This window comes from Mycobacterium sp. 134 (assembly GCF_048282715.1).
Classification (GTDB): domain Bacteria; phylum Actinomycetota; class Actinomycetes; order Mycobacteriales; family Mycobacteriaceae; genus Mycobacterium; species Mycobacterium septicum.
The window spans coordinates 2,322,596-2,346,916 of sequence record NZ_JBLVUN010000008.1; the positions used below are offsets into that span (position 1 = coordinate 2,322,596).

General features: G+C 67.1%; 24 protein-coding genes. 10 read left to right on the top strand and 14 right to left on the bottom strand.

Annotation, left to right across the window (positions count from 1 at the left end; genetic code table 11):
* Window positions 1–2: 2 nt before the first annotated feature.
* Entirely contained in the window at window positions 3–1,361 is a 1,359-nt protein-coding gene (locus ACNQVK_RS15905; protein WP_418034181.1) for an LLM class flavin-dependent oxidoreductase, read from the bottom strand.
* Between the two features lie 50 nt (window positions 1,362–1,411).
* A complete protein-coding gene (locus tag ACNQVK_RS15910) occupies window positions 1,412–1,693 on the bottom strand; it encodes an ANTAR domain-containing protein (RefSeq protein WP_044523000.1) in 282 nt (93 codons plus the stop codon).
* A 227-nt stretch (window positions 1,694–1,920) separates the two neighbouring features.
* On the opposite strand from ACNQVK_RS15910, the gene ACNQVK_RS15915 reads away from it, so the two are divergent.
* Entirely contained in the window at window positions 1,921–2,277 is a 357-nt protein-coding gene (locus ACNQVK_RS15915) for a hypothetical protein (protein ID WP_409552468.1), read from the top strand.
* A 67-nt stretch (window positions 2,278–2,344) separates the two neighbouring features.
* Here ACNQVK_RS15915 and ACNQVK_RS15920 read toward each other — a convergent pair whose 3' ends face one another.
* Window positions 2,345–4,228, bottom strand: a complete 1,884-nt coding sequence (locus ACNQVK_RS15920) for a family 2A encapsulin nanocompartment cargo protein cysteine desulfurase (RefSeq protein ID WP_418030279.1) — start codon at window positions 4,226–4,228, stop codon at window positions 2,345–2,347.
* A complete protein-coding gene (locus ACNQVK_RS15925) occupies window positions 4,215–5,138 on the bottom strand; it encodes a family 2A encapsulin nanocompartment shell protein (protein WP_044523008.1) in 924 nt (307 codons plus the stop codon). Before ACNQVK_RS15925 ends, ACNQVK_RS15920 begins: the two co-directional genes overlap by 14 nt.
* A gap of 306 nt (window positions 5,139–5,444) precedes the next feature.
* Between ACNQVK_RS15925 and ACNQVK_RS15930 the strand changes: the two genes are divergently transcribed.
* Window positions 5,445–6,764, top strand: a complete 1,320-nt coding sequence (locus ACNQVK_RS15930) for a thioester domain-containing protein (protein ID WP_418030280.1) — start codon at window positions 5,445–5,447, stop codon at window positions 6,762–6,764.
* Window positions 6,765–6,795: 31 nt separating this feature from the next.
* Here ACNQVK_RS15930 and ACNQVK_RS15935 read toward each other — a convergent pair whose 3' ends face one another.
* The gene (locus ACNQVK_RS15935; RefSeq protein ID WP_418030281.1) at window positions 6,796–8,826 is read right to left on the bottom strand and encodes a glycoside hydrolase family 15 protein; all 2,031 of its coding nucleotides are present in this window, start codon (window positions 8,824–8,826) and stop codon (window positions 6,796–6,798) included.
* Window positions 8,827–8,941: 115 nt separating this feature from the next.
* Here ACNQVK_RS15935 and ACNQVK_RS15940 point away from each other — a divergent pair, with 115 nt between their 5' ends.
* The 6 genes from ACNQVK_RS15940 (at window position 8,942) to ACNQVK_RS15965 (ending at window position 13,379) form a co-directional block, all read left to right on the top strand.
* Window positions 8,942–9,145: a hypothetical protein gene (locus ACNQVK_RS15940; RefSeq protein WP_090431635.1), complete on the top strand. Its 204-nt coding sequence runs from the start codon at window positions 8,942–8,944 to the stop codon at window positions 9,143–9,145.
* Between the two features lie 139 nt (window positions 9,146–9,284).
* Entirely contained in the window at window positions 9,285–9,377 is a 93-nt protein-coding gene (locus ACNQVK_RS15945; RefSeq protein ID WP_418030282.1) for an Ms4533A family Cys-rich leader peptide, read from the top strand.
* Between the two features lie 181 nt (window positions 9,378–9,558).
* On the top strand, window positions 9,559–10,578 hold the full coding sequence (locus ACNQVK_RS15950) for a sulfate ABC transporter substrate-binding protein (protein WP_418030283.1): 1,020 nt from the start codon (window positions 9,559–9,561) through the stop codon (window positions 10,576–10,578).
* Window positions 10,575–11,453, top strand: a complete 879-nt coding sequence (cysT, locus tag ACNQVK_RS15955; RefSeq protein WP_418030284.1) for a sulfate ABC transporter permease subunit CysT — start codon at window positions 10,575–10,577, stop codon at window positions 11,451–11,453. The genes ACNQVK_RS15950 and cysT overlap by 4 nt, the downstream gene beginning before the upstream one ends.
* A complete protein-coding gene (gene cysW / locus ACNQVK_RS15960; RefSeq protein WP_211155036.1) occupies window positions 11,450–12,271 on the top strand; it encodes a sulfate ABC transporter permease subunit CysW in 822 nt (273 codons plus the stop codon). Before cysT ends, cysW begins: the two co-directional genes overlap by 4 nt.
* 22 nt (window positions 12,272–12,293) lie before the next feature.
* Entirely contained in the window at window positions 12,294–13,379 is a 1,086-nt protein-coding gene (locus ACNQVK_RS15965; protein ID WP_418030285.1) for a sulfate/molybdate ABC transporter ATP-binding protein, read from the top strand.
* A gap of 20 nt (window positions 13,380–13,399) precedes the next feature.
* On the opposite strand, the gene ACNQVK_RS15970 is transcribed toward ACNQVK_RS15965, so the two are convergent.
* The 9 genes from ACNQVK_RS15970 to ACNQVK_RS16010 all read right to left on the bottom strand — a co-directional run bounded on the left by ACNQVK_RS15970 (window position 13,400) and on the right by ACNQVK_RS16010 (window position 21,280).
* The gene (locus tag ACNQVK_RS15970; protein ID WP_044523023.1) at window positions 13,400–13,660 is read right to left on the bottom strand and encodes a metal-sensitive transcriptional regulator; all 261 of its coding nucleotides are present in this window, start codon (window positions 13,658–13,660) and stop codon (window positions 13,400–13,402) included.
* Window positions 13,661–13,724: 64 nt separating this feature from the next.
* Window positions 13,725–14,585: a sulfite exporter TauE/SafE family protein gene (locus ACNQVK_RS15975; protein ID WP_418030286.1), complete on the bottom strand. Its 861-nt coding sequence runs from the start codon at window positions 14,583–14,585 to the stop codon at window positions 13,725–13,727.
* The gene (locus ACNQVK_RS15980) at window positions 14,582–15,178 is read right to left on the bottom strand and encodes a rhodanese-like domain-containing protein (RefSeq protein WP_418030287.1); all 597 of its coding nucleotides are present in this window, start codon (window positions 15,176–15,178) and stop codon (window positions 14,582–14,584) included. The genes ACNQVK_RS15975 and ACNQVK_RS15980 overlap by 4 nt, the downstream gene beginning before the upstream one ends.
* Window positions 15,178–16,389 (bottom strand): NAD(P)/FAD-dependent oxidoreductase, encoded by a 1,212-nt coding sequence (locus tag ACNQVK_RS15985; protein ID WP_418030288.1) that lies wholly within the window; start codon window positions 16,387–16,389, stop codon window positions 15,178–15,180. The genes ACNQVK_RS15980 and ACNQVK_RS15985 overlap by 1 nt, the downstream gene beginning before the upstream one ends.
* A gap of 49 nt (window positions 16,390–16,438) precedes the next feature.
* Window positions 16,439–17,818 (bottom strand): MBL fold metallo-hydrolase, encoded by a 1,380-nt coding sequence (locus tag ACNQVK_RS15990; protein ID WP_418030289.1) that lies wholly within the window; start codon window positions 17,816–17,818, stop codon window positions 16,439–16,441.
* Between the two features lie 146 nt (window positions 17,819–17,964).
* Entirely contained in the window at window positions 17,965–18,678 is a 714-nt protein-coding gene (locus ACNQVK_RS15995; protein WP_418030290.1) for a sirohydrochlorin chelatase, read from the bottom strand.
* A gap of 7 nt (window positions 18,679–18,685) precedes the next feature.
* A complete protein-coding gene (locus ACNQVK_RS16000; RefSeq protein ID WP_418030291.1) occupies window positions 18,686–19,378 on the bottom strand; it encodes a phosphoadenylyl-sulfate reductase in 693 nt (230 codons plus the stop codon).
* Window positions 19,379–19,383: 5 nt separating this feature from the next.
* Window positions 19,384–21,060 carry a nitrite/sulfite reductase gene (locus tag ACNQVK_RS16005; protein WP_418030292.1) on the bottom strand — a complete coding sequence of 559 codons (1,677 nt, stop codon included), beginning with the start codon at window positions 21,058–21,060 and terminating at the stop codon, window positions 19,384–19,386.
* A 124-nt stretch (window positions 21,061–21,184) separates the two neighbouring features.
* Window positions 21,185–21,280 (bottom strand): Ms4527A family Cys-rich leader peptide, encoded by a 96-nt coding sequence (locus ACNQVK_RS16010; protein WP_407939279.1) that lies wholly within the window; start codon window positions 21,278–21,280, stop codon window positions 21,185–21,187.
* Between the two features lie 102 nt (window positions 21,281–21,382).
* On the opposite strand from ACNQVK_RS16010, the gene hemW reads away from it, so the two are divergent.
* Window positions 21,383–22,585, top strand: a complete 1,203-nt coding sequence (gene hemW, locus ACNQVK_RS16015; protein WP_418030293.1) for a radical SAM family heme chaperone HemW — start codon at window positions 21,383–21,385, stop codon at window positions 22,583–22,585.
* Window positions 22,586–22,730: 145 nt separating this feature from the next.
* Window positions 22,731–24,122, top strand: coding sequence for a salicylate synthase (locus ACNQVK_RS16020; RefSeq protein ID WP_418030294.1), 1,392 nt, complete (start codon window positions 22,731–22,733; stop codon window positions 24,120–24,122).
* The last annotated feature ends 199 nt before the right edge of the window (window positions 24,123–24,321 follow it).

A 24,321-nucleotide genomic window follows, 5' to 3' on the forward strand; every position in this document is an offset into this window, starting at 1 on the left:
ATCTAACCCGTCCGCGTCTGGCGGCTGGTTTCGGACAGGGCATCCCGGTAGCGTGCCGCCGGGTGATCGTCGCGCACCCTGGCCCGGCCGCCGATCCTGCCGCGAAGAGTGGCCGGGGCCGTCGGTCTGGGGCGCACTCGACCGCGCCGGTCCAACTCGGGCACAACGAGTTCGGCGAAGTCCCGATAGCTCTCCGGATTGACGATGTGGATCAGGTTGATGCCCTGTGTTCCGGTGTCGCGCAACCACTGCTCCAACTGGTCGGCGACCGATCGGGCATCCCCGACCAGGGTGTGGGACCGTCCGAATCCCGCGGCCGGCGCCAGTGCGCGACGCAGGGTCCAGGCCTTGTCGGCGTCGGCGAACATCGATAGCAGCGAGCGGTTCGAATCGGTGTCGTGGTGGCCGATCACGGTGTCGAGGTCCTGCCCGGAGAAATCCACGCCGGTACTCGCCGAGTAGTGCGCCAACGCCCCTTCGACGTCGAAATACCGTTGATAGTCGGCGAGTTTGGCTGCGGCGCCGGCCGCGGTGTCGTCCACCACCACCGACAGCGCGCTGACGAAGCTCAGGGAGTCGGGATCGCGTCCGTGGTGGGCCGCCAGCCCGCGGATGGTTTCGACGTTGCGCCGGATTCCCGGGGCGTCGGCCCCGGCCACGAACACCACTTCGGCGTGTTTGGCGGCGAAGTGCTGGCCGCGCGGCGAGCCGCCGGCCTGCAGGAGCAGCGGGGTGCGTTGCGGGCTCGGTTCGGACAGGTGGGCGTCGGGCACGCTGAAGTACCTGCCGCGGTGGCCGATCCCGTGCACTCTGTCCGGATCGGTGTAGACGTTGCTGTCGCGGTCGCGCACCACGGCGTCGTCCTCCCAGGACCCCTCCCACAGCTTGTAGGCGACGTCGAGGAACTCGTCGGCGCGCTCGTAGCGCTCGTCGTGAGGAATCTGGGTGTCGAGGCCCAGATTGCGTGCGGCACTGTCGAGTTGGGAGGTGACGATGTTCCAGGCCACTCGCCCGCCGGTGAGATGGTCCAAGGTGGTGAACTTGCGGGCCAGCAGATACGGATGCTCGTAGGTGGTCGACACCGTGACACCGAATCCGAGATGCGTGGTCCCCGCGGCCAGCGCCGACACCAGTAGCAGCGGATCGCTCAGCGGAGATTGGGTGCCCGTCCGCAACGATGTGGCCGCGCTGCCGCCGTAGGTGTCGAGCAAGCCGACCGCATCGGCGAGGAAGAACGTGTCGAACCGTCCCTCGTCGAGGATGCGTGCCAGCTCGAGCCAATAGGCGATGGTGTTGTAGCGGTGGGTCTGGTCGCGGGGGTGGCGCCACAGGCCGTAGTTGACGTGGGAGACCGCGTCCATCGAGAAACCGTTGAGGATGACCGGTCCATCGGTGGCCCGCGACTGCGCGGTCACTGGGCGGTGTTGACGGGCACCCGCCGGGCCTGCGCCAGCAGTTCGCCCCAGGCATTGAAGGCCTCGGCGTATTCGGCGGAGGTGCCCGATCTGCCACCGGCGAGGTCGACCAACGCCCTTGCGATGCTGCCGATTCCGATGCCGGTGCGCTGCACCACCCGCACCAGCTCGGCGAAGGCCTGATCGGGCGCGCAGCCGCGCAGGGCGACCAGAACACCGATCGCCACGTCGATCTTGATGCGTGAGGTGTCGTCTGCACGGAGGCGGTTGTAGCTCATGGTCCGATGGTGCCGTGCTCGCAACGATGGATCCAGAGATTGGCGCACCGTGATTGTGTCCTGACGGTCGGCCTCGCGTCGGAAAAGCCCACTAATCCAAGTAGCCGACTACTCGCGTCAAGGCGCCGAAGACCGATCCATGCTTCAGGTGTCCACAATTCAGCGGAGGCGTTGTCAAATCACTGATTTCGGCTATCCGCAACATCAAGATCAAGGGGGACATCGTCATGAGTTCAGGTGCGTTTTCCGTCTACATCGACCAGCAGGCCGGTGGCGGCCCTGCCGGCGCTTTGCAGCGCGTCGTACCCATCCCGCCTCCCGAGGAGTCGGGTGGGGTCAGGTTCACCACCGTCGCTTTCTCGCTCGCATACGACAACTTCGGAACCGGGCCCGCCACCATCCCCGCCGTGGTGAGGATTCTGAGAGGCAGCGGGCCCACCGCGACGATCAACGTCAACATCCAAGTCGGGCGCAAGTGGTTCACGTTCCTGCATGCGGATGACCAGGCAGTGTCGGTCACGCTGAATCCGCCGGCAGGTGTTCGGCCTCAGGTGAGCGCGTTGGTGGAGTACGCGACGCCGTGAAGCCGCCCGGAAGCGGCGCGGCAGGTTCACCACCCGACGGGCGCGCCGGGTCGGCCGGTAGCGGGTGCTAGGCGCTGCCCTCTGCGATCCGGCGCACCGCGTCGATGAACACGTCGATCTCCTCGAAGGTGTTGTAGAACGCGAACGACGGCCGCACCGTGGCTTCCAGGCCCAGGCGGCGCAGGATCGGCTGGGCGCAATGATGCCCGGCCCGCACCGCGATGCCCTCGGCGTTGAGTGCCTTGCCCACCTCCAGGGGCTCATGCCCGGCCAGCACGAACGACAGCACGCTGGCCTTCTCGTCGGCGGTGCCGACCAACCGCACGCCCGGGATGGCGGCCAGTCGCGGGGTGGCGTACTCCAGCAAGGCGTGCTCGTAGGCTGCGATGCGTTCGATACCGACCCGCTCCACGTAGCGCAGTGCCTCTCCGAGTCCGACCGCGTCGGCGATGTTGCCGGTGCCGGCCTCGTACTTGTTCGGCGGGCCTTGATACAACGACCGGTCGAGGGTGACATCGGCGATCATGTTGCCGCCGCCCTGCCACGGCGGGGTTTCGGCGAGCACGTCCTCGCGGCCGTACAGGGCGCCGATTCCGGTGGGCCCGTAGATCTTGTGGCCGGAGAACACGAAGAAGTCGGCCCCGAGTTCGGCCACGTCGATCGGGATGTGCGGAATGGACTGGGCGCCGTCGATGAGCACTCTGGCGCCGTAGCGGTGCCCGAGTTCGACGATGGTCTTGACCGGGGTCACCGTGCCCAGCGCGTTGGACACCTGCGTGGCGGCAACGAGTTTCGTGCGGGGCCCGAGCAGATCCTCGAACTCACTGAGCAACAGGTTGCCCGCGTCGTCCACCGGCGCGACCCTCAGCACCGCGCCGGTCTGCTGCGAGATCAGCTGCCACGGAACGATATTGGCGTGGTGCTCGAGGTGTGTGATGACAATCTCGTCACCCGGTCCCAGATGCTTGCCGCCCCATGCGTAGGCCACCAGATTGATCGCCTCGGTGGTGCCGCGGACGAAGATGATCTCCTCGGCCTTCGCCGCCCCGATGAAGCGACGCACCGATTCCCGCGCGTCCTCGTAGGCATCGGTGGCGCGGGCCGCCAGTTCGTGGGCGGCACGGTGGATGTTGGAGTTCTCGTGCGCGTAGAAGTACGACAGCCGGTCGATGACCGACTGGGGCTTCTGGGTGGTGGCCGCATTGTCGAACCAGATCAGCGGTTTGCCGTTGACGGTCTCACGCAGGATCGGGAAATCCGCGCGGATCGCATTGACGTCGAAGATCTCGTGGTCAGCCGGTGCCGGAGGCGCCGAAAGGGCCAGTGCTGACGGAACCGGCTCGGCTGCAACAGAATCGGTCGCGGGAGCCTGCAGGAAGTAGTAGCTCCCCGCATCCTCGGATGGTGCGGGCGATCCCGACCAGCCCAGGTCCGGTACCGCGGGGACCGCGCCCGGCCAGGTCGGGGCGGAGCCGCGGGGTGCCGGCGGTGCCGACGGGGGAGCGCTTGCCAGCACGCCGGGCACCGTCGGCACCAGGCCGGTGGGGACCGCGAACGCCTCCAGCCCACCGATGGGCGCGATGGGACTGGCCGCACTGCCGCGTTCCTGGGGCGAGCGAAGCGACGGGGAAAACCTGGGCGCTAGCGGGACCACGCCCGGAATGCCTTCCGGTTCGGGCGTGCTCGGTGCCGGTACGAAGACCTCGGGCACTGATACGAATTCGGCCGGAGTGCCCGGATGTGCCAGGCCGGCCGCGGCTGAGCCCGCCGACGCCGCCGAGGTGGTATCCGGTGCCACCCCGCGCGGGGCGACCTGCGTGGCCGAGGGCGGGCTGTCGGGCCCGGGCCGGATGCTGGTCGCGTACAGCTGGGTGGCCAGCGCCGCCAGTTCGGCCGCGCTGACCGGAAGATCACTTTCGGCGTCTAGCGAGCGGAACTCACTTGTACTCATGGAAGTGGTCCACTCCGACGTCCTCGAGGACCGCCAGCGCGTCGTCGGTGAGCACAGCCAGCGACGAGTACAGGGTCACCAGGTAGGACGCGATCGCCGACCGGTTGATGCCGGTGAACCGCACCGACAGTCCCGGGGCCTGCTCGCCGACCAATCCCGGCTGGAACAGGCCGACGACGCCCTGACGCTCCTCGCCGGTGCGCACCAGGATGAACTTGGTCTTGCCCTTCTCGACCGGGACCTTGTCCGAGGGCACGATCGGGATGCCGCGCCAGGTGATGAACTGGGCGCCGAACAGGCTGACGACTGGCGGCGGTACCCCGCGCCGGGTGGCCTCGCGGCCGAACGCCGCCACTCCGAGCGGATTGGTCAGGAAGAACGCCGGGGTCTTCCACACCTTGGTGATCAGCGAATCCAGGTCATCAGGGGTGGGAGTGCCGCGCAGCGTCTGGATGGTCTGCTCCGGCGTCACCTGCGACAACAACCCGTACTCGGGGTTGTTGACCAGCTCGAACTCCTGACGCTCCTTGATCGTCTCGATGGTCAGCCGCAACTGCTGGGCGACCTGGTCGTGCGGGCTGGAGTACAGGTCCGACACCCGGGTGTGCACGTCGAGCAGCGTCGAGATCGAGCGCAGCGTGTATTCGCGCGGGCTGGTCTCGTAGTCCACGTAGGTCTCGGGCAGCGGCTCTTCGGTACCCGCGCCTTCCTCCGAGTGGATCGCCACCTGATCGGGGTTGACCACCCGGTTCACCCGGTAGATGCCTGCCTCGACCGGCACCCAGCTCAGCAGGTGCAGCAGGAACCGCGGGGTGATGGTGGACAGCTGGGGAACGGTCTTGGTGGCATTCGCCAGCTGGCGGGCGGCGAGATCACCGAGTGCCTGTGATTCGTTCTGCGCGGACGTCACGGGGTCCTACCTCCAACCGGTCAATGTGGGTGTGGGCGGCAACGATACGGCCAAAATCTGTCCACGACAGTGTTTAGTGCGCGGACGATTCAAACTTGTCACGACGATGTGAACTGGGCATTGCTGTCCGCTTGCCGTATGGTGGGCCCCATGCAACACGTCGAGTCGCTGCGCGTCGCCATCGTGCGCTGCCTCGACGTGCGTTGTTGTTGTTGATTTTCTGACGCCCTCCTCTGCGTCGTCCGCCCGCCTTTCTCGCGGTGCGTTGATGCGCGCGTATCCGGCCTTCAAGAAAGTCAACCCGTCATGTCTGTCCTGTCTGTTGCTGATTCCCGCGGCGAACTCCCAGTGGATTCCCAGGGGGCGTCCGGCCCGGTGGCCGTGCGCACCCGGATCCGTCCCCGCCGGACCGACCCGGTCCCGATGACCCGGTATCGCGGTGGCACCTATTCGCACACCGTGGACACCGTGGTGTTCACCGACGGCACCTCGGCGCGTACCGATCTGATCAGGCTCAATCCCAATGTCGAGGCCTACTCGCTGGACTTCGCCGGCATCGCACCCACCCGGCCGTCGCGGTATGAGGCCGCCACCTGGTCGGCGGTGCGCAACCTGCGCGCCAGGTCCTACGAGGCCGAGGTGGACTGGATCGTCCGCAACTCGTTTCCCACCCTCGGCACGGCTGAGCTGAGCCGCCGGGTGCGGGCGGCCGGGGTGCCGCTGGGGTCGGCCAATCTGGCCGAACACGAGGCGATCGCGGCCACTCAGGCGGCCATCTGGTTGTTCACCAACGGACTGGCGCTGGACAATCGGGCGCGCAACGAACCGGCGCGGGCTTACCCTGATGCCGATGGCATCGTGTTCGACTTCGACGGGGCTCCCCAGTTGGGCGGCTACACGGTCGAATTGGAATCGACCGCCGCGGTGTCGTTGGTGCTGCAGAAGTCGAACGACGGCGTGCTGTGGGAGGACGTGGCGGCCTCGGGACTCAATGTCGCCGCGGGCCAGGGTACGCATCGCAGGACTCTCGGGGTCGGCAGCACGGTGTCCTCGACGCGGCCCGGCCGCGGCCCGCAGGGCTACCGGTACTACCGGCTGGCCGTCCTGTCCGATCGTGACGCGCTGGTTCGGGTCACCGATATCCGGTTCTGGCTCAACGGTTCTGGTGCGTACGCCAACTCCGACCGCGTGGTGCATCTGTACAACTACCTGACCGCCGGGGCCCGGGCGGCCCGGCGGGCCACGACGTCGCCCGCATTGTCGGCCGACGAGGCGGTGGTCGAGGCCGGGCTGATCGGGCCGTTCCGGTTGCGGGCGACCGACAGTGCGGCGCTCGAGGTGTCGCACGGGGCCGTTGTCGATCGCACCGGCCGGGAACTGAGCGGCGCGGTGCAACCCGGTGACGAGTTCTTCCTGCAGGTGCCCCCGGGCGTCGATCAGGTCACGCTGACCGTGCGCGTCCCGGCCACCCCGGACGGATTCGGCGGGCGCGTGATCACCGGAATCGCCCAGGATGGCGCGAGCGGACTCACACCGGTGGTGCTGGTGACCCCGGCCCAGCTGGAGGTCGAGTTCGACGTCCAGTTCGACGCCGCATCGGCGGACACGCTGACCCGCAGCGCCTAGCGGCTACATCGGTAAAACGTGGGCCCCCGGCCTACATCGGCGCGTTGGCGGGCTGGAAGACCCCGGAACTGTCGGACTCCTCCTCGGCCCGGATGACGTGCACCACGGCGTTGATCAGGGCCAGGTGGGTGAACGCCTGCGGGAAGTTGCCCAGGTGGCGGCCCGTGCGCGGCTCGATCTCCTCCGCATACAGATGCAGCGGGCTGGCGAAGGACAGCAACCGCTCCAGCAGATGCTTGGCCCGGCTCACCTCGCCGATCTCGACCAAGGCGGACACCAGCCAGAACGAACAGATGGTGAAGGTGCCCTCTTCGCCGGACAGGCCGTCGTCGGTCTCCTCGACCCGGTAGCGCAGGACCAGGCCGTCCTCGGTGAGCTCGTCGGCGATCGCCAGCACGGTGGCCCGCACCCGCGGGTCATCCGATGGCAGGAACCGCGTCAACACCGCCAGCAGCAGCGACGCGTCCAACGCGTCGTCGCCGTAGCGCTGGGTCAGCACGCCGCGCGAATCGACCCCGCGGGCCAGGATGTCGGCCTTGATCTCCTCGGCTGTCGCCCGCCACTGCTGCGCGTAGCTCTTCTCACCCTGCAGTTCGGCCAGCTTCGAACCACGGTCCAGTGCCACCCAGCACATGATCTTGCTCGAGGTGAAGTGCTGCGGTTCGCCGCGCACCTCCCAGATGCCCCGGTCGGGTTCCTTCCAGTGCTTGATGGCTTCCTCGACCTGGTTCTTCAGCACCGGCCACAGCGCCTCGGGAATCTGCTCACGCGACTTGGCGTGCAGGTACACCGAATCGAGCATGGTGCCCCAGATGTCGTGCTGCATCTGGTTGTAGGCGCCGTTGCCGATGCGCACGGGCCGGGCGTTGTCGTAACCCGAGAGGTGGTGCAGTTCTTCCTCGACCAGGCTGCGCTCGCCGCCGACCCCGTACATCACCTGCAGCGGGTGCCGTTCGCCGTTGTTGGCGCCGGAGACGTCGGCGATGAACGAGAAGAAATCGTCGGCTTCCCGGTCCAGGCCGAGTGTGTACAAACCCCACAGCGCGAAGGTGGAATCCCGGATCCATGAATAGCGGTAGTCCCAGTTGCGTTCGCCGTGCGGGGTTTCCGGCAGCGACGTGGTGGGCGCGGCCAGTAGGGCGCCGGTCGGCGAGTAGGTGAGGCCCTTGAGCGTCAGCGCGCTGCGCTGCAGGTACGACCGCCACGGGTGGTCGGGGAAGTCGCCGATGTTTATCCACTGCCGCCACGACTCGCTGGTCTTCCACATCTTGTCGGCGGCTTCTTCGAAGGTCTGCGGCGCCGGATGCTTGGACCAGCTGAGCGCGACGAACACGTTGTCGCCCTCGGTGAGCCGGGTGCGGGCGCGGGCCTCGCGGCCCTCGATGCCGATCCGCAGATTGGTGGTGAGCCGCAGTGTGGGGTGCGAATCCGGGTTGCGGCTGGCGCGGGCGATGGCCTCGCCGTAGGCCGGTCCGGAGTACTCCCACGACGCGCTGACCCGGTGGTAGTCGAACGCCGGCTCGCAGTTCATCACCAGTTCGACGGTGCCGCTGACGCAGCGCACGGTGCGCAACAGGATGTGCTCGGCGTCCCAGTCCATCGGGGTGCGCCGGTGTGTGCGGGAGCGGGTGTCGATGTCGTGCCATGGGCCCATCACCAGCGCATCGCGCACGATCAGCCAGCCGGTGTGGGTCTGCCAGGTGGTCTCCAGGATGAGGCTGCCCGGCAGATAGCGCCGCGCCGCCGGAACGGTCACGCCGTAGGGACCGAGCCGGAAATGGCCCGCGCTGCGGTCCAGGATCGCGCCGAACACGCTGGGGGAGTCGGGCCGGGGGACACACAGCCACTCCACCGATCCGGCAGAGGAGATCAGGCAGGTGTTCTCGCAGTCGGACAGGAAGCCGTAGTCGGCGATCGGCGGGAACGGGTTCCGCAGTGCCCCGCCGGAGGAGTACGGCACCGGGGCGGTCACCGTCAACGGCGCCTCGGGCGCCTTGGAAGTGTCCGATGTCTTGTCGAGTGCCGCGACGACATCCGTGGGCTCGGTGTGTTGCAGAACCATCCGCACATCATCGTGCGTGGATACAGGTGTCGTCTACCCAAGACACGCGTGTCGAATGTTACGGGCGGGACGGGACTAATAACGGGCCCACTTGTCGATCGCCTACGCTTGCCCCATGGCGGCAATCCTGAACTGGTGGGACGGCGTCGAACTGTGGCTGACCGGGCTGCCGTTCGTCGTGCAGACCGCTGTCGTGATGCCGGTGGTTCTGGCGCTGGCCTATGGCAGTGCGCTGGTGCTCGACGGCGCGCTGGGCTGGGGAATCACCGGGTTGCACCGACTGCGCCACGCCCCGGCAGACGAGGTGGAATCCGAGTGAACGGTATGCCACGCTCACGTGTCACCTTGATCTTGATTCTGCTGGTCGTCCTGGTCATCGTGATGTGGTTGCTGACCCGCTGACAGGGACACAGGACGCTCGGCGGGCGCGACGGCGGAATTCTGTTATTCTTCGCGCCATGCATTCAGCGTCCGGCAAGAGTGAGAGCCATGTCTTGGCTCTCATTGCCGTGGGTTCATGCGCTGTTGCTGACGTCGCCTGTTGTCGCTGACTCCAACCCGTCCGCGGTTTGGTGTCGGTGGCGGTTCTGTGCCCGGATGCTCTTCTCTCGCCTCCTCGCCTCCCTAGCCTTTCCGCATGACGGACCTCGTTTTGTCCGCTGTCCGTAAGAAAGGTCATCAGTGCCCATTTACAAGTCCAACGTCAGACGGTTCCCATGGTCCTCCTCGCGTGTGCGCCTCTGGCGAACTGCCACCGTCCTGGCCACCACTGGCGTGCTCGCCGTCGGCTGCGGCGGCGGTGCCAGTGATGTCGCCGGCGGTGACCACGGTGCCGCGGGCGCCGACACCACGCTGACGCTCGTCGCCTATGCAGTGCCCGAGCCGGGCTGGAGCAAGATCATCCCGGCATTCGCCGCCACCGAAGAGGGCAAGGGCGTTGCGGTCACAACCTCGTACGGCGCGTCGGGCGACCAGTCCCGCGCCGTCGCCGACGGCAAGCCGGCCGACATCGTGAACTTCTCGGTGGAGCCCGACGTCACCCGACTGGTGAAGGCCGACAAGGTGGCCGACGACTGGAGTGCGGGCAATACGAAGGGCGTCCCGTTCGGTTCTGTGGTGTCATTGGTGGTGCGCAAGGGTAACCCCAAGGGCATCAAAGACTGGGATGACCTGCTGCAGCCCGGACTCGAGGTGGTCACCCCGAGCCCGCTGAGTTCGGGTTCGGCCAAGTGGAACCTGCTGGCCCCGTATGCGGCAAAGAGCAACGGCGGCAAGGATTCCGCGGCCGGTCTCGACTTCATCAACAAGCTGGTGACCGAGCACGTCAAGACCCGCCCGGGTTCGGGCCGTGAGGCGACCGACGTGTTCCTGCAGGGCACCGGCGACGTCCTGATCAGCTACGAGAACGAGGCGATCAACGTCGAACGCCAGGGCAAGCCCGTCGAGCACATCAACCCGCCGCAGACCTTCAAGATCGAGAACCCGGTGGCCGTCGTGAAGACCAGCGCCCACGCCGACAAGGCCAAGGCCCTGGAGAACTTCCTGTTCACCGCCGAAGGCCAGAAGCTGTGGGCCGAGGCCGGCTTCCGTCCGGTCGACCCGGCAGTGGCGGCGGACTTCGCCAAGGACTTCCCGACGCCGGAGAAGCTGTGGACGATCGCCGATCTCGGCGGATGGAAAGAGACCGACCCGGCGTTGTTCGACAAGGAGAACGGCTCGATCACCAAGATCTACAAGCAGGCGACTGGATGACTTCAGTAACGCAGACCGATGCAGCCGAGCCTGATTCGGCTGCGCCCGCGCCGGGGGATTCCACCCCCGGCGCGCGGCCCGGCCGCTACGGCAGCACCTCGCTGCGCGTAGGGGCGGCGTCGATCTGGTTGAGCGTCATCGTGCTGCTGCCGTTGGCGGCGATCCTGTGGCAGGCGGCCGGCGGTGGGTGGAACGCCTTCTGGCTGGCCGTCATGTCCAACGCGGCGCTGGAGTCGTTCCGGGTGACGCTGACCATCTCGGCCGGCGTGACAGTGGTCAACCTGTTCTTCGGCCTGATCGTGGCCTGGGTGCTGACCCGTGACGACTTCCCGGGCAAACGGCTGGTCGATTCGGTGATCGACCTGCCGTTCGCCCTTCCGACCATCGTGGCGAGCCTGGTGATGCTGGCGCTGTACGGCCCGGCCAGTCCGGTCGGCCTGCACCTGCAGCACACCAAATGGGGTGTCGGTGTTGCGTTGCTGTTTGTCACGTTGCCGTTTGTGGTGCGCTCGGTGCAACCGGTGCTGTTGGAACTGGACCGCGATGTGGAGGAGGCCGCGGCGTCGCTCGGCGCCAACACCTTCACCATCCTGACCAAGATCATCCTGCCTGCGTTGCTGCCCTCGTTACTCTCCGGCGCCGGACTGGCGTTCTCCCGAGCCATCGGCGAGTTCGGATCGGTGGTGTTGATCGGTGGTGCGGTTCCCGGCGAGACCGAGGTGTCCTCGCAGTGGATCCGGACCCTGATCGAGAACGATGACCGGACCGGCGCCGCGGCTATCTCCATTGTGCTGCTGGTGATCTCGTTCGTGGTGCTGTTCGTGCTGCGGGCGGTGGGTTCGCGTGCGGCCAAACGTGAGGAGCTTTCGGCATGACGCTCTCACCGTCGGTGCGTTACCTGCTGCGCTTTCTGGCACTGGCCTATGTGGCGGTGCTGGTGGTGGTGCCGGTCGGGCTGATCCTGTGGCGGACCTTCAGTCCAGGGGTCGGAGCGTTCTTCGCATCGGTGGGCACGCCCGCGGCGGTCTCGGCCCTGCAGCTGTCGCTGCTGGTGGTGGCGATCGTGGTGCCGCTGAACGTGTTGTTCGGGGTACCCACGGCCCTGGTGCTGGCCCGCAACCGCTTCCGCGGCAAGAGTGCCCTGCAGGCGATCATCGACCTGCCGTTCGCCGTATCGCCGGTGGTCGTCGGTGTCGCGCTGATCCTGCTGTGGGGTTCGGCCGGGCTGCTCGGCTTCGTCGAGAACAACCTCGGATTCAAGATCATCTTCGGCTTCCCCGGCATCGTGCTGGCCAGCATCTTCGTCACGGTCCCGTTCGTGATCCGCGAGGTCGAGCCGGTGTTGCACGAGATCGGCACCGATCAGGAAGAAGCTGCCGCGACGCTGGGGTCGACCTGGTGGCAGACGTTCTGGCGGATCACCCTGCCCTCGATCCGGTGGGGCCTGACGTACGGCATCGTGCTGACCATCGCCCGCACGTTGGGGGAGTTCGGCGCGGTGATCATGGTGTCATCGAACCTGCCGGGCACCTCCCAGACGCTGACCCTGCTGGTGGCCGACCGCTACAACCGCGGTACCGCCGAATCGGTGTACGGGGCGTACGCCATCTCGACATTGCTCATGGCTGTCGCCGTGATCGTCCTGGTTGTCCAGGTGGTCCTCGACCGACGCCGAATCAAGGCCGCGCAATAGGCCCGAGAAGGAGACAAGAGCTATGACCGACGCGATCGTGGTTCGGGGCGCCAACAAGCATTACGGCGATTTTGCGGCGCTCGACAACATCGACTTCGAGGTGCCGTCAGGTTCGTTGACCGCACTGCTGGGCCCCAGTGGCTCGGGCAAGTCCACCCTGCTGCGCGCCATCGCGGGCCTGGACCAGCCCGACACCGGGACCATCACCATCAACGGGCGCGACGTCACCGGGGTGCCGCCGCAGCGCCGCGGTATCGGGTTCGTGTTCCAGCACTATGCGGCGTTCAAGCACCTGACCGTCCGCGACAACGTGGCATTCGGCCTCAAGATCCGTAAGCGTCCCAAGGCCGAGGTCAAGGAGAAGGTCGACAACCTGCTGGAAGTTGTGGGGCTGGCCGGTTTTCAGACCCGTTATCCCAACCAGCTGTCCGGTGGCCAGCGTCAGCGCATGGCGCTGGCGCGGGCCTTGGCGGTGGACCCGCAGGTGCTGCTGCTCGACGAGCCGTTCGGGGCGCTGGATGCCAAGGTGCGTGACGACCTGCGCACCTGGCTGCGTCGCCTGCACGACGAGGTGCACGTCACCACCGTGCTGGTGACCCACGACCAGGCCGAGGCGCTCGACGTGGCGGACCGGATCGCGGTGCTCAACAAGGGGCGCATCGAGCAGGTCGGCTCACCGACCGTGGTCTACGACGAGCCGGCGAACGCGTTCGTGATGTCGTTCCTGGGTGCGGTCTCGGAGCTGAACGGGATCTTGGTGCGCCCGCACGATATTCGGGTCGGCCGCAACCCGGAGTTGGCCGTCGCGGCCGGGGACGGCACCGCCGAGGCCACCGGGGTACTGCGGGCCACCATTGACCGGATCGTGATGCTCGGCTTCGAGGTGCGGGTCGAATTGACCGGCGCCGCAACCCATGTCCCGTTCACCGCGCAGATCACCCGCGGTGACGCCGAGGCGCTGGGGCTGCGGGAGGGCGACACGGTCTATGTGCGCGCGACGCGCGTTCCTCAGATCGCCGGGGGAGTGCAGATTCCGGCGGGTGGCGAAGAGCCCTCGAAGGATTCCGAGAAGACCAACGACGAGGACGAGGCGCTGACCGTCAGCTGAGACGGTCAGGCCCCACCCGGTCAGGCCAGGGTCAGGAACAGCCGCTCCAACTCGGCGACGTCCATGGTCTCGTCGCTGTTGCCGTTGATGCACTCGCGCAGACTGGTGGCGACGATCTTGAATCCCGCGCGGTCCAGCGCGCGGGACACCGCGGCGAGCTGGGTCACGACGTCCTTGCAGTCGCGACCCTGCTCGATCATGGAGATGACGCCCGCGAGCTGTCCTTGCGCGCGCCGGAGCCGGTTGAGGATGGCGGCGATCGATTCCTCGTCGCAGATCATGTTGTCCCCCTTCACGGTTGGGTCAGTTGCTTGTCATCATACCCGTGGGGGTATGTGTGTATGGTCATGTTGTCGTAGCGGGTGGACCGAAGATCCATCGCAGCGGACACCACCCGAGCCGGGCGCAGCTGAGGTTGCCGAGGCCGGCCAGCAGGGTGAGGCCGGCTGCGGTGAGCCCGACGGCGGGGTGAACTTCCTGGCCGAGGATCAGCGACGCCATGAGCAACACGAACCAGCCGAAGGCCCGGCGCACCGCGTCGGGGTCGACGTGCGTGGTCAGCCGGGTGCCCATCAGACTGCCCAGCACCGCGGCAGCGGTGACGGCGCCGGCGATCGTCCAGTCGATCGGCACGGTGCTCAGATGCCCGGCCAGGCCCGCGGCCGAGTTCATCGTGATCACCAGCAGGGAGGTTCCCACCGCGACAGGCATGGGTAGGCCGCCCAGCAGCGCCAGGGCGGGCACCACCAGGAACCCGCCGCCGGCTCCGACGGCTCCGGTCACCACGCCGACCCCCAGCCCCATCGGCAGGACCTTGGCAGCGGGCATCGTCCGGGTTGTCGGGTCGCATGCCTTGCGGCCCTTGATCATTGCGATGCCGGTGGCGATCATCACCACCGTGAAGGCGGTCAGCAGTACCGATCCGGGTACGACGTAACTCAGCAGTCCGCCCAGGTACGCGCCGACCATGCCGGCCGCCCCGAACATCAGGCCGCTGCGCCATTGCACCCGGCCGGCGCGCGCATGTGACAAGGTGCTGACCGCGCTGGTCACCCCGACGACCAGCAGCGAGGTGGCGATCGCCTGCTTGGCCTCCATGCCGGCCACATATGCCAGCAGTGGAACGGTCAGGATCGAGCCGCCCCCGCCGAGGAGTCCGAGGGACACCCCGACCAGGACGGCCAGCGCGACAGCGACGGCGATCATGCCAACGCGCCGGAAGGCGTTTGCGTGGAACCGATCAGCTGCTCAACGACGCTCTGGGCATCGCAGGATGCACCCCGGTTGTACGGCAGCTTCGCCAGCATCATGCCCATCGCGCAGGTGTTCGTCAGGGCGGCGGTGGTCAGCCCGGCCCCGATCGCCCCGGCGATCCACTTCAGCTTGGGAGCGGCGAGGCTGCCCAGGACGCTGCTCAGCACGATCGAACCGGCAACCAGGCGGACCTGGCGTTCCAGGTCCCAGCGCTGTGCGCCGCGGCGCACCCCGAATCCCTTGTCCTGCCAGGCGGTCATGCCACCGTCGAGGATCGAGACATTCGGCAGGCCCGCGTCGCGCAGCGTCTGGCCGGCGGTGCTCGCCCGCTGCCCGGAGCGACAGATCAGCACGACGTTCTCGTCGAGGTGCTGGGCGATCTCGTCCCGATGCTCCTGCAGCAGGTCCAGTGGCACGTTGTAAGCGCCTGGGATATGGGCGGTTTCGAACTCGCCGGGGGTGCGGACATCGATGAGCCGCGGGCCGTTGCCGGTCTGCTTAAGCTCGTTCAGTTCGGCGGCGTCGATGATCGACGAGGTGGACATCAGGCAAGACCTTTCAACATCAGGTTCCAGTACATGGCAGGCAGCCCGTACTTCTTTAGGAGCCAGTACGGCCGGTGCGGCTTGACCGGATCGAGCAGGGGGAAGGAGGGTTTGAGTGCGAAGTCGTAGTCGAACTCGGCGAGCAGCATCTCCCGTGAGGAGGTGACAATCGGGCAGGACGCATAGCCGTCGTAGGATCCCGACAGCGGGCGTCCGCTCAGGACCGCGCCGATGTTCTCGACCACGGCGGGTGCCTGCTTGCGAATGGCCGCACCGGTTTTCGAGTTCGGTGACGATCCCGCGTCGCCGAGTGCGAATACATTCGGGTAGCGCACGTGCTGCATCGTGTGCTTGTCGATGTCGACGTACCCGTTGGCGTCCCCGCCGACATGGCTCGTGGACAGCGGACTGGTCTTGATCCAGTCCGGTGCCGACTGATGCGGGACTGCGTGGAGTACGTCGTAGGGAAGAACGGTGTCGATACCTTCGGCGACATTGGTCATGGTGACCTTGCGGGACGCCGAATCGATGGACCGCACCTCACTTCCGGTGTGCAGCGTGATGCCGTAGTCGGCGATGACCTTGTCCAGGTTGTCGGCGATCGCGGGAATGCCGAAGATCCGCGGGGTCGGGACCACCAGATGCACGTCGATGTCGTCGAGCACACCCTGGCGCCGCCAGTGGTCGCAGGCCAGGTAAGCGATCTTCTGGGGCGCGCCGGCGCACTTGATCGGGCCAGAGGGCATGGTGAACACCGCGGTCCCGGATCGGGTGTCGCGGATGAATTCCCATGTGCGCGGGGCGAGGTCGAAGCGGTAGTTCGACGAGACACCGTCCTTGCCGAGGGCGTCGGTCAGACCCTCGGTGCGTTCCCAGTCCAACTGGATGCCGGGGGCGACCACCAGTACGTCGTAGGAGTACGTCGCACCGTCGGCACACGTGACCGTGTTGGCGTCCGGGTCGACTGATGTCACCGCGCTCTTGATCCAGGTGGCGCCGCGCGGCATCACCGATGCTTCGGCACGCTCGGTTTCTGCGGCCGTCGCCTGGCCGCCGCCCACCAAGGTCCACAGCGGCTGGTAGTAGTGCTTGTCGGACGGCTCGATGATCGCCACGTCGGTGTAGTGCTTGCGCAGCAACCGGGCCGCCACGGTGATCCCGGCCGTGCCGCCGCCGATGATCAGGACCTCGTGCTTGAGTGGGGTGGACATACTTGTTGTGTTTTCCTGTCTCTCGGACGATTTGCGCGGGTGGGCTGGCTCAGGCGGTCTGGGCGCTGTCGGCCCAGGCGCCGTAACCACCGAGGATGTCGCTGACATCGGTGAAGCCGCGCCGGCGCAGCAGGCTGGCCGCCACAGAAGAGCGGTAGCCGCCGGCGCAGTAGACCACGGTCGGGCGGGCGGGATCCAATTCGCCGGTCCGGTCCGGCAACTGACCCACGGGAATGTTGACCGCGCCGGGGATCATGCCCGCCTCGGTTTCACCGGGATTGCGCACGTCGACGATCTGCAGGTTCTCGACGGTGGCGGCCCGCTCACCGAAGGCGGTGGCGGTCAACCGTGAGGCGACGGTCACATCGTCCTGGTGCTCGAACATCGTCCGTTCCGGGTTGTCCAGGTATCCCAGCACCCGGTCGAATCCGATGCGGGCCAGCCGGTTCTTGCCTTCACGTTCCTCGCCCGGGTCGGTGACCAGCACGATGTCGGCGTCTGGTTTGACCACCGAGCCGGCGAACTCGGCGTAGCGCCCGGCCAGCCCGATGTTGATCGCGTTGCGCAGATGACCCATCGCGAAGTCCTCGGGGCTGCGGCCGTCGATCAGCATGGCGCCACCGGCCACGGCGTCGGTGGCCTGGCGGTAGTCCAGTGCCTCCGGCATCGCCTCCTCGTCCAGCAGCGCGCGGTCCTTGCGGTTGAGGATCGCGTCGTACACGAAGTAGCCCGGGGCGGGCGGCTGGCCGGCGGTGACCAGCTCGACGAACGACTGCTTGTCGGGAGCGCGCAGCGCGTAGTTGGTCTGCTTCTGCTCACCCATGGTGGACGACAGCTCGGTGGACAGGTTCTTGCCACAGGCTGAACCCGCGCCGTGGGCCGGGAAGACCCGGGTGGCGTCGGGCAGCGGCAACAGCTTTTCGTGCAACGAGTGGTAGAGCTTGTCGGCCAGCTCGTCTCGCGTGAAACCGATCGACGCCAGCAGGTCGGGCCGGCCGACGTCGCCGATGAACAGGGTGTCTCCGGTCAGGACGCCGTAGGGCACGGCGTCGTCGGCATGTTCGTAGACCACGATGCTCATCGACTCGGGCGTATGTCCCGGGGTGTGGCGGAATTCGAGCACCACCTCACCCAGTGAGATGCGTTGGCCGTCTTCGACTCCCATGTGGTCGAACTCCGGCTGGGCAACCGATGAGTACACGATCTCGGCGCCGGTGGCCTCTGCCAGCTCGAGGTGGCCGGACAGGAAGTCTGCGTGGAAGTGGGTCTCGATCACGTGGGTGATCGTCATGCCGAGCTTCTCGGCGTCGGCGACGTACTCGGAGACGTCGCGCTGCGGGTCGACGACGACGGCGCGGCCCGTGGACTCATCGCCGATCAGGTACGACGCATGGGACAGACAGTCCAGGTAGTACTGGATGAACTTCATTGTTCAACTCCTCAGGTGGGCGGTCTATATACCTAGGGGGGTATACCAATAAACCCGAATATACCCCTTGGGGTATAGGAGTCAAGCCGATGAAGACGCCCCCGGGCGGTACCCGGGGGCGTGATCGCCCTGAGAAAGAGCGGGGGTCAGGCGGCGAAGCCGGCGCTGCGCACGGCCAGCGCCTCTTCGTAGCGATCCAGTACCGTGGCCGCCACCAGGCGGTGCGGGCCAAGCGGTTCCGCCATGGGAATCCCTGCGGTGCAGGCGAATTCGGCGACCCGGTCGGTGATACGACCATGCGCCAGGAACCAGGGCGCGATCACCAGCCGCCGGGCGCCGCGTCGATACAAGCGATCGACGGCCTCCGGCAGGGAGGGGGTCTGTCCTGTGGCGAACGCCACCTGGGTACCGGCCCAGCGGGTGCCCTCGGCCAGCGCGCCGGCCAGGGCGGCGGTCCGCGCATTGGCGGCAGGATGCGACGAGCCGACTCCGGCCAGGATCACGCCGAGGTCGGCGTCGAAGCGGGACACTCCCACCGCGGTCAGCCGCTCCCGCACCACCTGCAGCAGGCGGGGATCGTCGCCGAGCACATCGGCCTGGGTGACCTCGGCGCCCGAGTTGGCGATGAGCTCGGGAATGTCGATCCGGGCGTGATAGGCGCTGCCCAGCAGCAGCGGCACCACCACGGCGCCGGGTTCGACATCGGGCAGCACTTCGGTGAGGTTGGGTGCGTTCTGTTCACAGAACGCCACCCGCACCTCGGTGTCGGGAAGCAGGCGACGCAGATGCCCGCCGATGGCGTGCGCGTTGGCCGCCGAACGCGGGTCCGCGCTGCCGTGTGCTGTGAGAACGAGCGTCACAGAGACCTCACGAGGCGTGCAGCCCGCACTCCGTCTTGGCCTGGCCGGCCCACCGGCCGCTGCGCGGGTCGGCGCCCTCCGCCGGCTTGCTCGTGCACGGGGCGCAGCCGATGGACGGATAGCCGTCGTACACAAGGGGATTGACCAGGATGTCGTTGGCCTCGATGTAGGCCTGCATGTCGTCGTCGGACCAGGCTGCGATCGGGTTGATCTTCACCAGGCCGAAGGCGGCGTCCCAGCTGATCAGCGGGGCGTTGGCGCGGGTCGGCGCCTCCACCCGGCGGATACCGGTGACCCAGGCGGTGTAGCCCGCCAGGGCCTTGCCCAGCGGCTCCACCTTGCGCATCCGGCAGCAGGCAGCGGCGTCGCGGGCGAACAGGTCCTTGCCGAGCAGCTCATCCTGCTGGGCAACCGTGTTCTCGGGACGGACGTTCACCACGTTCACGCCGTACACCTGCTCCACGGCGTCACGGGTCCCGATGGTCTCGGCGAAGTGATAGCCGGTGTCCAGGAACAGCACATCGACGCCAGGGCGGACCTTGGCGGCCATCTCGACGAGCACGGCGTCCTGCATGTTTGAGGCCACCACATAATTGCCACCGAAGTGCTCGTCGGTCCAGCGCAGCAGCTCCTCGGCGCCGGCGTCGGCCAGCTCGGCGGCAGCGCGTTCCGCAAGCTCCTGCAATTCGGTCTCAGTCACGTCATTCACCTCAAGTCCGCCTCGTCGGCCCGAACGGCCCACTGGGCGAAACGCTCGCCGTCCTCGCGTTGTTTCACGAAGTTGCGGACAACCCGCTCGACGTAGTCACCGAGCTCGGTGGACAACACCTTGTGCTGGCGCAGCTTGCGGCCGAATCCGCTGTCCAGGCCGAGGCTGCCGCCCAGATGGACCTGGAAGCCCTCCTCGGGCCCGTCGCCGTCGTCGATCATCTGCCCCTTGAAGCCGATATCGGCGATCTGGATGCGGGCGCACGAGTTCGGGCAGCCGTTGAGGTTGACCGTCACCGGCACGTCCAGCGTCGAGTTCAGGTCGGCGAGGCGCTCCTCCAGATCGGGTACCAGGCTCTGTGCCCGCACCCGGGTCTCGGCGAAGGACAGCTTGCAGTACTCGATGCCGGTGCAGGCCATCACGTTCTGCCGCCAGCGCGACGGGGTCGAGGACAGGCCCAGCGCGTCGAGACCGGCGCGCAGTTCGGCCAGCTTGTCGTCGGGCACGTCGAGCACGATCAGCTTCTGGTACGGGGTCAACCGGATTCGATCGGATCCGGCGGCCTCGGCCAGCTCGGCGACCTTGGTCAGGATGGTGCCGGACACCCGGCCGGCGATCGGTGCGACGCCGACGGCGTTGAGGCCGTTTTTGAGCTTCTGCACGCCGACGTGGTCGATGTTGTGGGGCACCTGCTCGGGCGCAGGACCGTCGATCAGCTTGCGCTTGAGGTATTCGGTCTCCAGCACCTCGCGGAACTTCTGCGGGCCCCAGTCTTTGACCAGGAACTTCAGCCGGGCCTTGTTGCGCAGGCGGCGGTAGCCGTAGTCGCGGAAGATCGAGGTGACGCCCTCCCAGACGTCGGGCACCTCGTCCAGCGGCACCCACACACCCAGGCGCTGGGCCAGCATCGGGTTGGTGGACAGGCCACCGCCGACCCACACGTCGAGGCCGGGGCCGTGCTCGGGGTGGTTGACGCCGATGAACGCCACGTCGTTGATCTCGTGCGCCACGTCCTGCAGGCCCGAGATCGCGGTCTTGAACTTGCGCGGCAGGTTCGACAGCAGCGGGTTGCCGATGTAGCGGCGGACGATCTCTTCCAGCGCGGGCGTCGGATCGAGCACCTCGTCGAGGGACTCACCGGCCAGCGGCGAACCCAGGACGACGCGGGGGCAGTCGCCGCAGGCCTCGGTGGTCTGCAGACCGACCTCTTCGAGCCGGCGCCAGATCTCGGGGACGTCCTCGATGCGGATCCAGTGGTACTGGATGTTCTCCCGGTCGGTGATGTCAGCGGTGTCCCTGGCAAATTCAGTCGAAATCTCGCCGAGTGTGCGCAGCGACTTCGCGGTCAGCGCGCCGCCGTCGGAACGCACCCGCATCATGAAGTACGGGGCCTCCAGCAGTTCGGCGTTGTCGTCACCGGTGAAGGTGCCGTCGTAGCCCTGCTCACGCTGGGTGTACAGGCCCATCCAGCGCATCCGGCCGCGCAGGTCGGTCTTGTCGATGCTGTCGAAGCCCTGCTTGGAGTAGACGTCGAGGATGCGGGCCCGGACGTTGAGGGCGTCATCCTCCTGTTTGAACACCTCGTTGGGGTTCAGCGGATCGCGGCTACCCAGCGCCCACTGACCCTCGTCGCGAGTCTTCGCGGGTCGTGGCTGGGCTTGAACCTCGGTCATTGCTTGGCTCCTCTTATGGAACCGACCGCTGGAATGCGCTTATCGCCGGTGGGGCTGTCCGGCGGCGCAGATCCGGCGGCCAGCTGAATGTATTGGGCGGGCGGGTTCCGAAATCAACGCACGATTAAGGCAGACAGCAACAGCTACAGACGCGCTTGAAATCGACATGCCGACGGGCCACCAGCTGAATGCGGGTGGTGCTGTTGTGGGCGGCAGTCACGACGCCATTGTGCCACGATTGTCGTCACCTGCCCTAACCGGGCCATATTTGCGCTCAGGGTGAGCAAAAGTCCTCGCTGGACAGTCTGGGAAAATCAAAATCATGAGCACCCGTACCGCGCCTGTCGGCCAACCGGAGTTGGCCCGCGCTGGATCATGCTCTTCGCGCGAGCGCTCATCGGAAGGCAGCCCGTTCGGCATCTACATCCACGTCCCGTTCTGCGCGACGCGGTGCGGATACTGCGACTTCAACACCTACACACCCGCCGAACTGGGTGGTGCGAACCCCGACGGCTGGCTGGCCGCGTTGCGCGTGGAACTGCGGCTGGCGGCCGAGAGGGTCGGTTCCGTGCCCGTGCAGACGGTGTTCGTCGGCGGCGGCACGCCCTCGTTGCTCGGCGGCACCGGCCTGGCAGAGGTGCTCGGAGCCGTCCGCGACAACTTCGACCTGGCGGTCGGCGCCGAGGTGACCACCGAAGCCAACCCGGAGTCCACCTCGCCGGAGATGTTCGCGACGCTGCGCGAGGCCGGTTACACCCGGGTGTCCCTGGGCATGCAGTCGGCTGCGCCGCAGGTGTTGGCGGTGCTGGACCGCACGCACTCCCCGGGGCGCGCGCCTGCGGCGGCGGAGGAGGCCAGGGCCGCGGGGTTCGAACACGTCAACATCGATCTCATCTATGGCACGCCGGGGGAGACCGACGACGATCTGCGGCGCTCGATCGACGTCGCGGTGGGTGCCGGTGTCGACCACGTGTCCGCGTATTCGCTGATCGTCGAGGACGGCACCGCCCTGGCCCGGCGGGTGCGTCGCGGCGAGATCGCCCGGCCCGACGACGACGTGCTCGCGCAGCGCTACGAACTGCTCGACAGCCGGCTCTCGGCGGCGGGCCTGCACTGGTACGAGGTGTCGAACTGGAGCGCCGAAGGCGGGGAGTGCCGGCACAACCTCGGCTACTGGGGCGGTGGCGAGTGGTGGGGCGCCGGCCCCGGAGCACACGGCTTCCTGGGGGATACCCGGTGGTGGAATGTCAAGCACCCCAATGCTTATGCGCAGACTTTGGCTGAAGACCGGTTGCCCATCGCCGATTTCGAGAAGCTCGATGCTCGGGACCGGCATGTGGAGGAAGTGATGCTGCGGGTCAGGCTTCGTGACGGTCTCCCGGTGGCGCTGCTCGATGCCGGCGAACAGGTTCGCGCCGAAACTCTCTGTGGTGAAGGGCTTCTCCTGCGGCAGCGAGAAGTCCTGGTGCTGACCGATCGTGGCCGCCTGCTCGCGGACGGGGTCGTCCGGGACCTGCTGGCGTAGGCGGCGGAGCCCGCTGGCGAGACAATCTGTGAGTTGTCTGTGAGTTGACTGTGTCTGTATCGGGTGACTGCTGTGCGAAAGATATTGATTCCGTAGTAAATACGTAGGTCTGCGCAATGGGTAAGGCGAGGCTACGCTTTGCCAAATGCTCACCAAGAACGACCAAGCTGACTGCAATGCTTCGGCCGCGCTCGCCTCGTTCGAGCTGCCTGTGGGTGACAACTCGACCGGCCCAGCCGACCTGGTCGCCGAAATCGCTCGCGCGCTGTCCGGCGACGGCAGTGACTACGTGGTGTACGAGCGGGGAAACCGGTGGATTCTGGCTTCCGGAGCGCAGTGCGGTGTCGAGTTGGACAGCGATGAACTGCGGCTCACCCGGGATGGGGCCGTAGCGGCCCGCCGGCCATGGACCGGTAGGCCGGGTGCCGTGCTCGGCGAAGCGGTGGATTTGATGCTCGCCGACTCCGAAACCCACGCCGACACCGCATTCGGCTGGGTCGCATTCGAATTCGGCGCATTCAAGTTCGGCCTCGAGGACCGATTGCCGCCGAAGACGCCACTGGCGCGGGTCTTCAGTCCGCTGACCCAGATCGAGGTCACCGCGGAGCGGGTCACCGTGCTCGGTGGCCGCGAGAGCGACCACGACGTCGTGCGGCGGCTGATCGCCGAGGGCCTCCCGCCCACGGCCGACCCTCGCGGCGTCGACATCCGGCAGGACGGCAGTGGCTACCGTGACCGGGTGGCGTCGGCGATCGACGAGATCGGCCGAGGTCAGTATCAGAAGGTCATTCTGTCGCGGCGCTTCGACGTGCCGTTCCGGCTCGACTTCCCGTCGACCTACCGGCTCGGGCGCCGGCACAACAACCCGGCGCGGTCATTCCTGTTGCGGCTCGGCTCACTTCGTGCGCTCGGCTACAGCCCCGAACTCGTCGCCGCCGTGCACCAGGACGGGCTCGTGGTGACCGAACCACTGGCCGGAACCCGGGCGCTCGGTCGCGGCGCGGCCAACGATCAGGCCGCCCGCGACGATCTTGAGTCCAACTCCAAGGAAATCGTCGAACACGCGATATCCGTGCGTAGTTCGCTCAAGGAGATTGCAGAGGTCGCCGAACCCGGCACGGCGACGGTCACCGACTTCATGACCATTCGTGAGCGGGGAAGCGTGCAGCACCTGGGGTCCACGGTGGGGGCCCGCCTCGACCCGTCGATGGATCGCATGGACGCGCTGGAAGCGCTGTTCCCGGCGGTGACGGCATCGGGAATTCCCAAGGCCGAGGGTGTCGACGCGATCCTGCGGCTCGACGAACTGCCGCGCGGGCTGTATTCGGGGGCGGTGGCGATGTTCTCGGCCGACGGTTCCCTCGACGCAGCGCTCGCGCTGCGGGCGGCGTATGAAGCAGACGGACACACCTGGCTTCGGGCCGGCGCCGGCATCATCGCCGAGTCCACGCCCGACCGCGAGTTCGAGGAGACCTGCGAAAAGCTGAGCACGTTGTCGCCGTACCTCGTCGAAGGAGCCGAGCCGGCATGTGAGTGAGCTAACACGCCGACGGCGGTCGTCCGCGAGGGCCAACGGGTAGTCAAAACCGCCGCCTCGACCGGCAAACCTGCACGTCATCGCCGCCTGGGGGCTTCCCAGGACATTCACAGCTGGTTCTGAGGTAGAACTCCTGCCGTCTCGGATCGTGTGCCACTATTGTCCGCATGTCGGCAGCGTATTTAGGCAAGCCTATCCA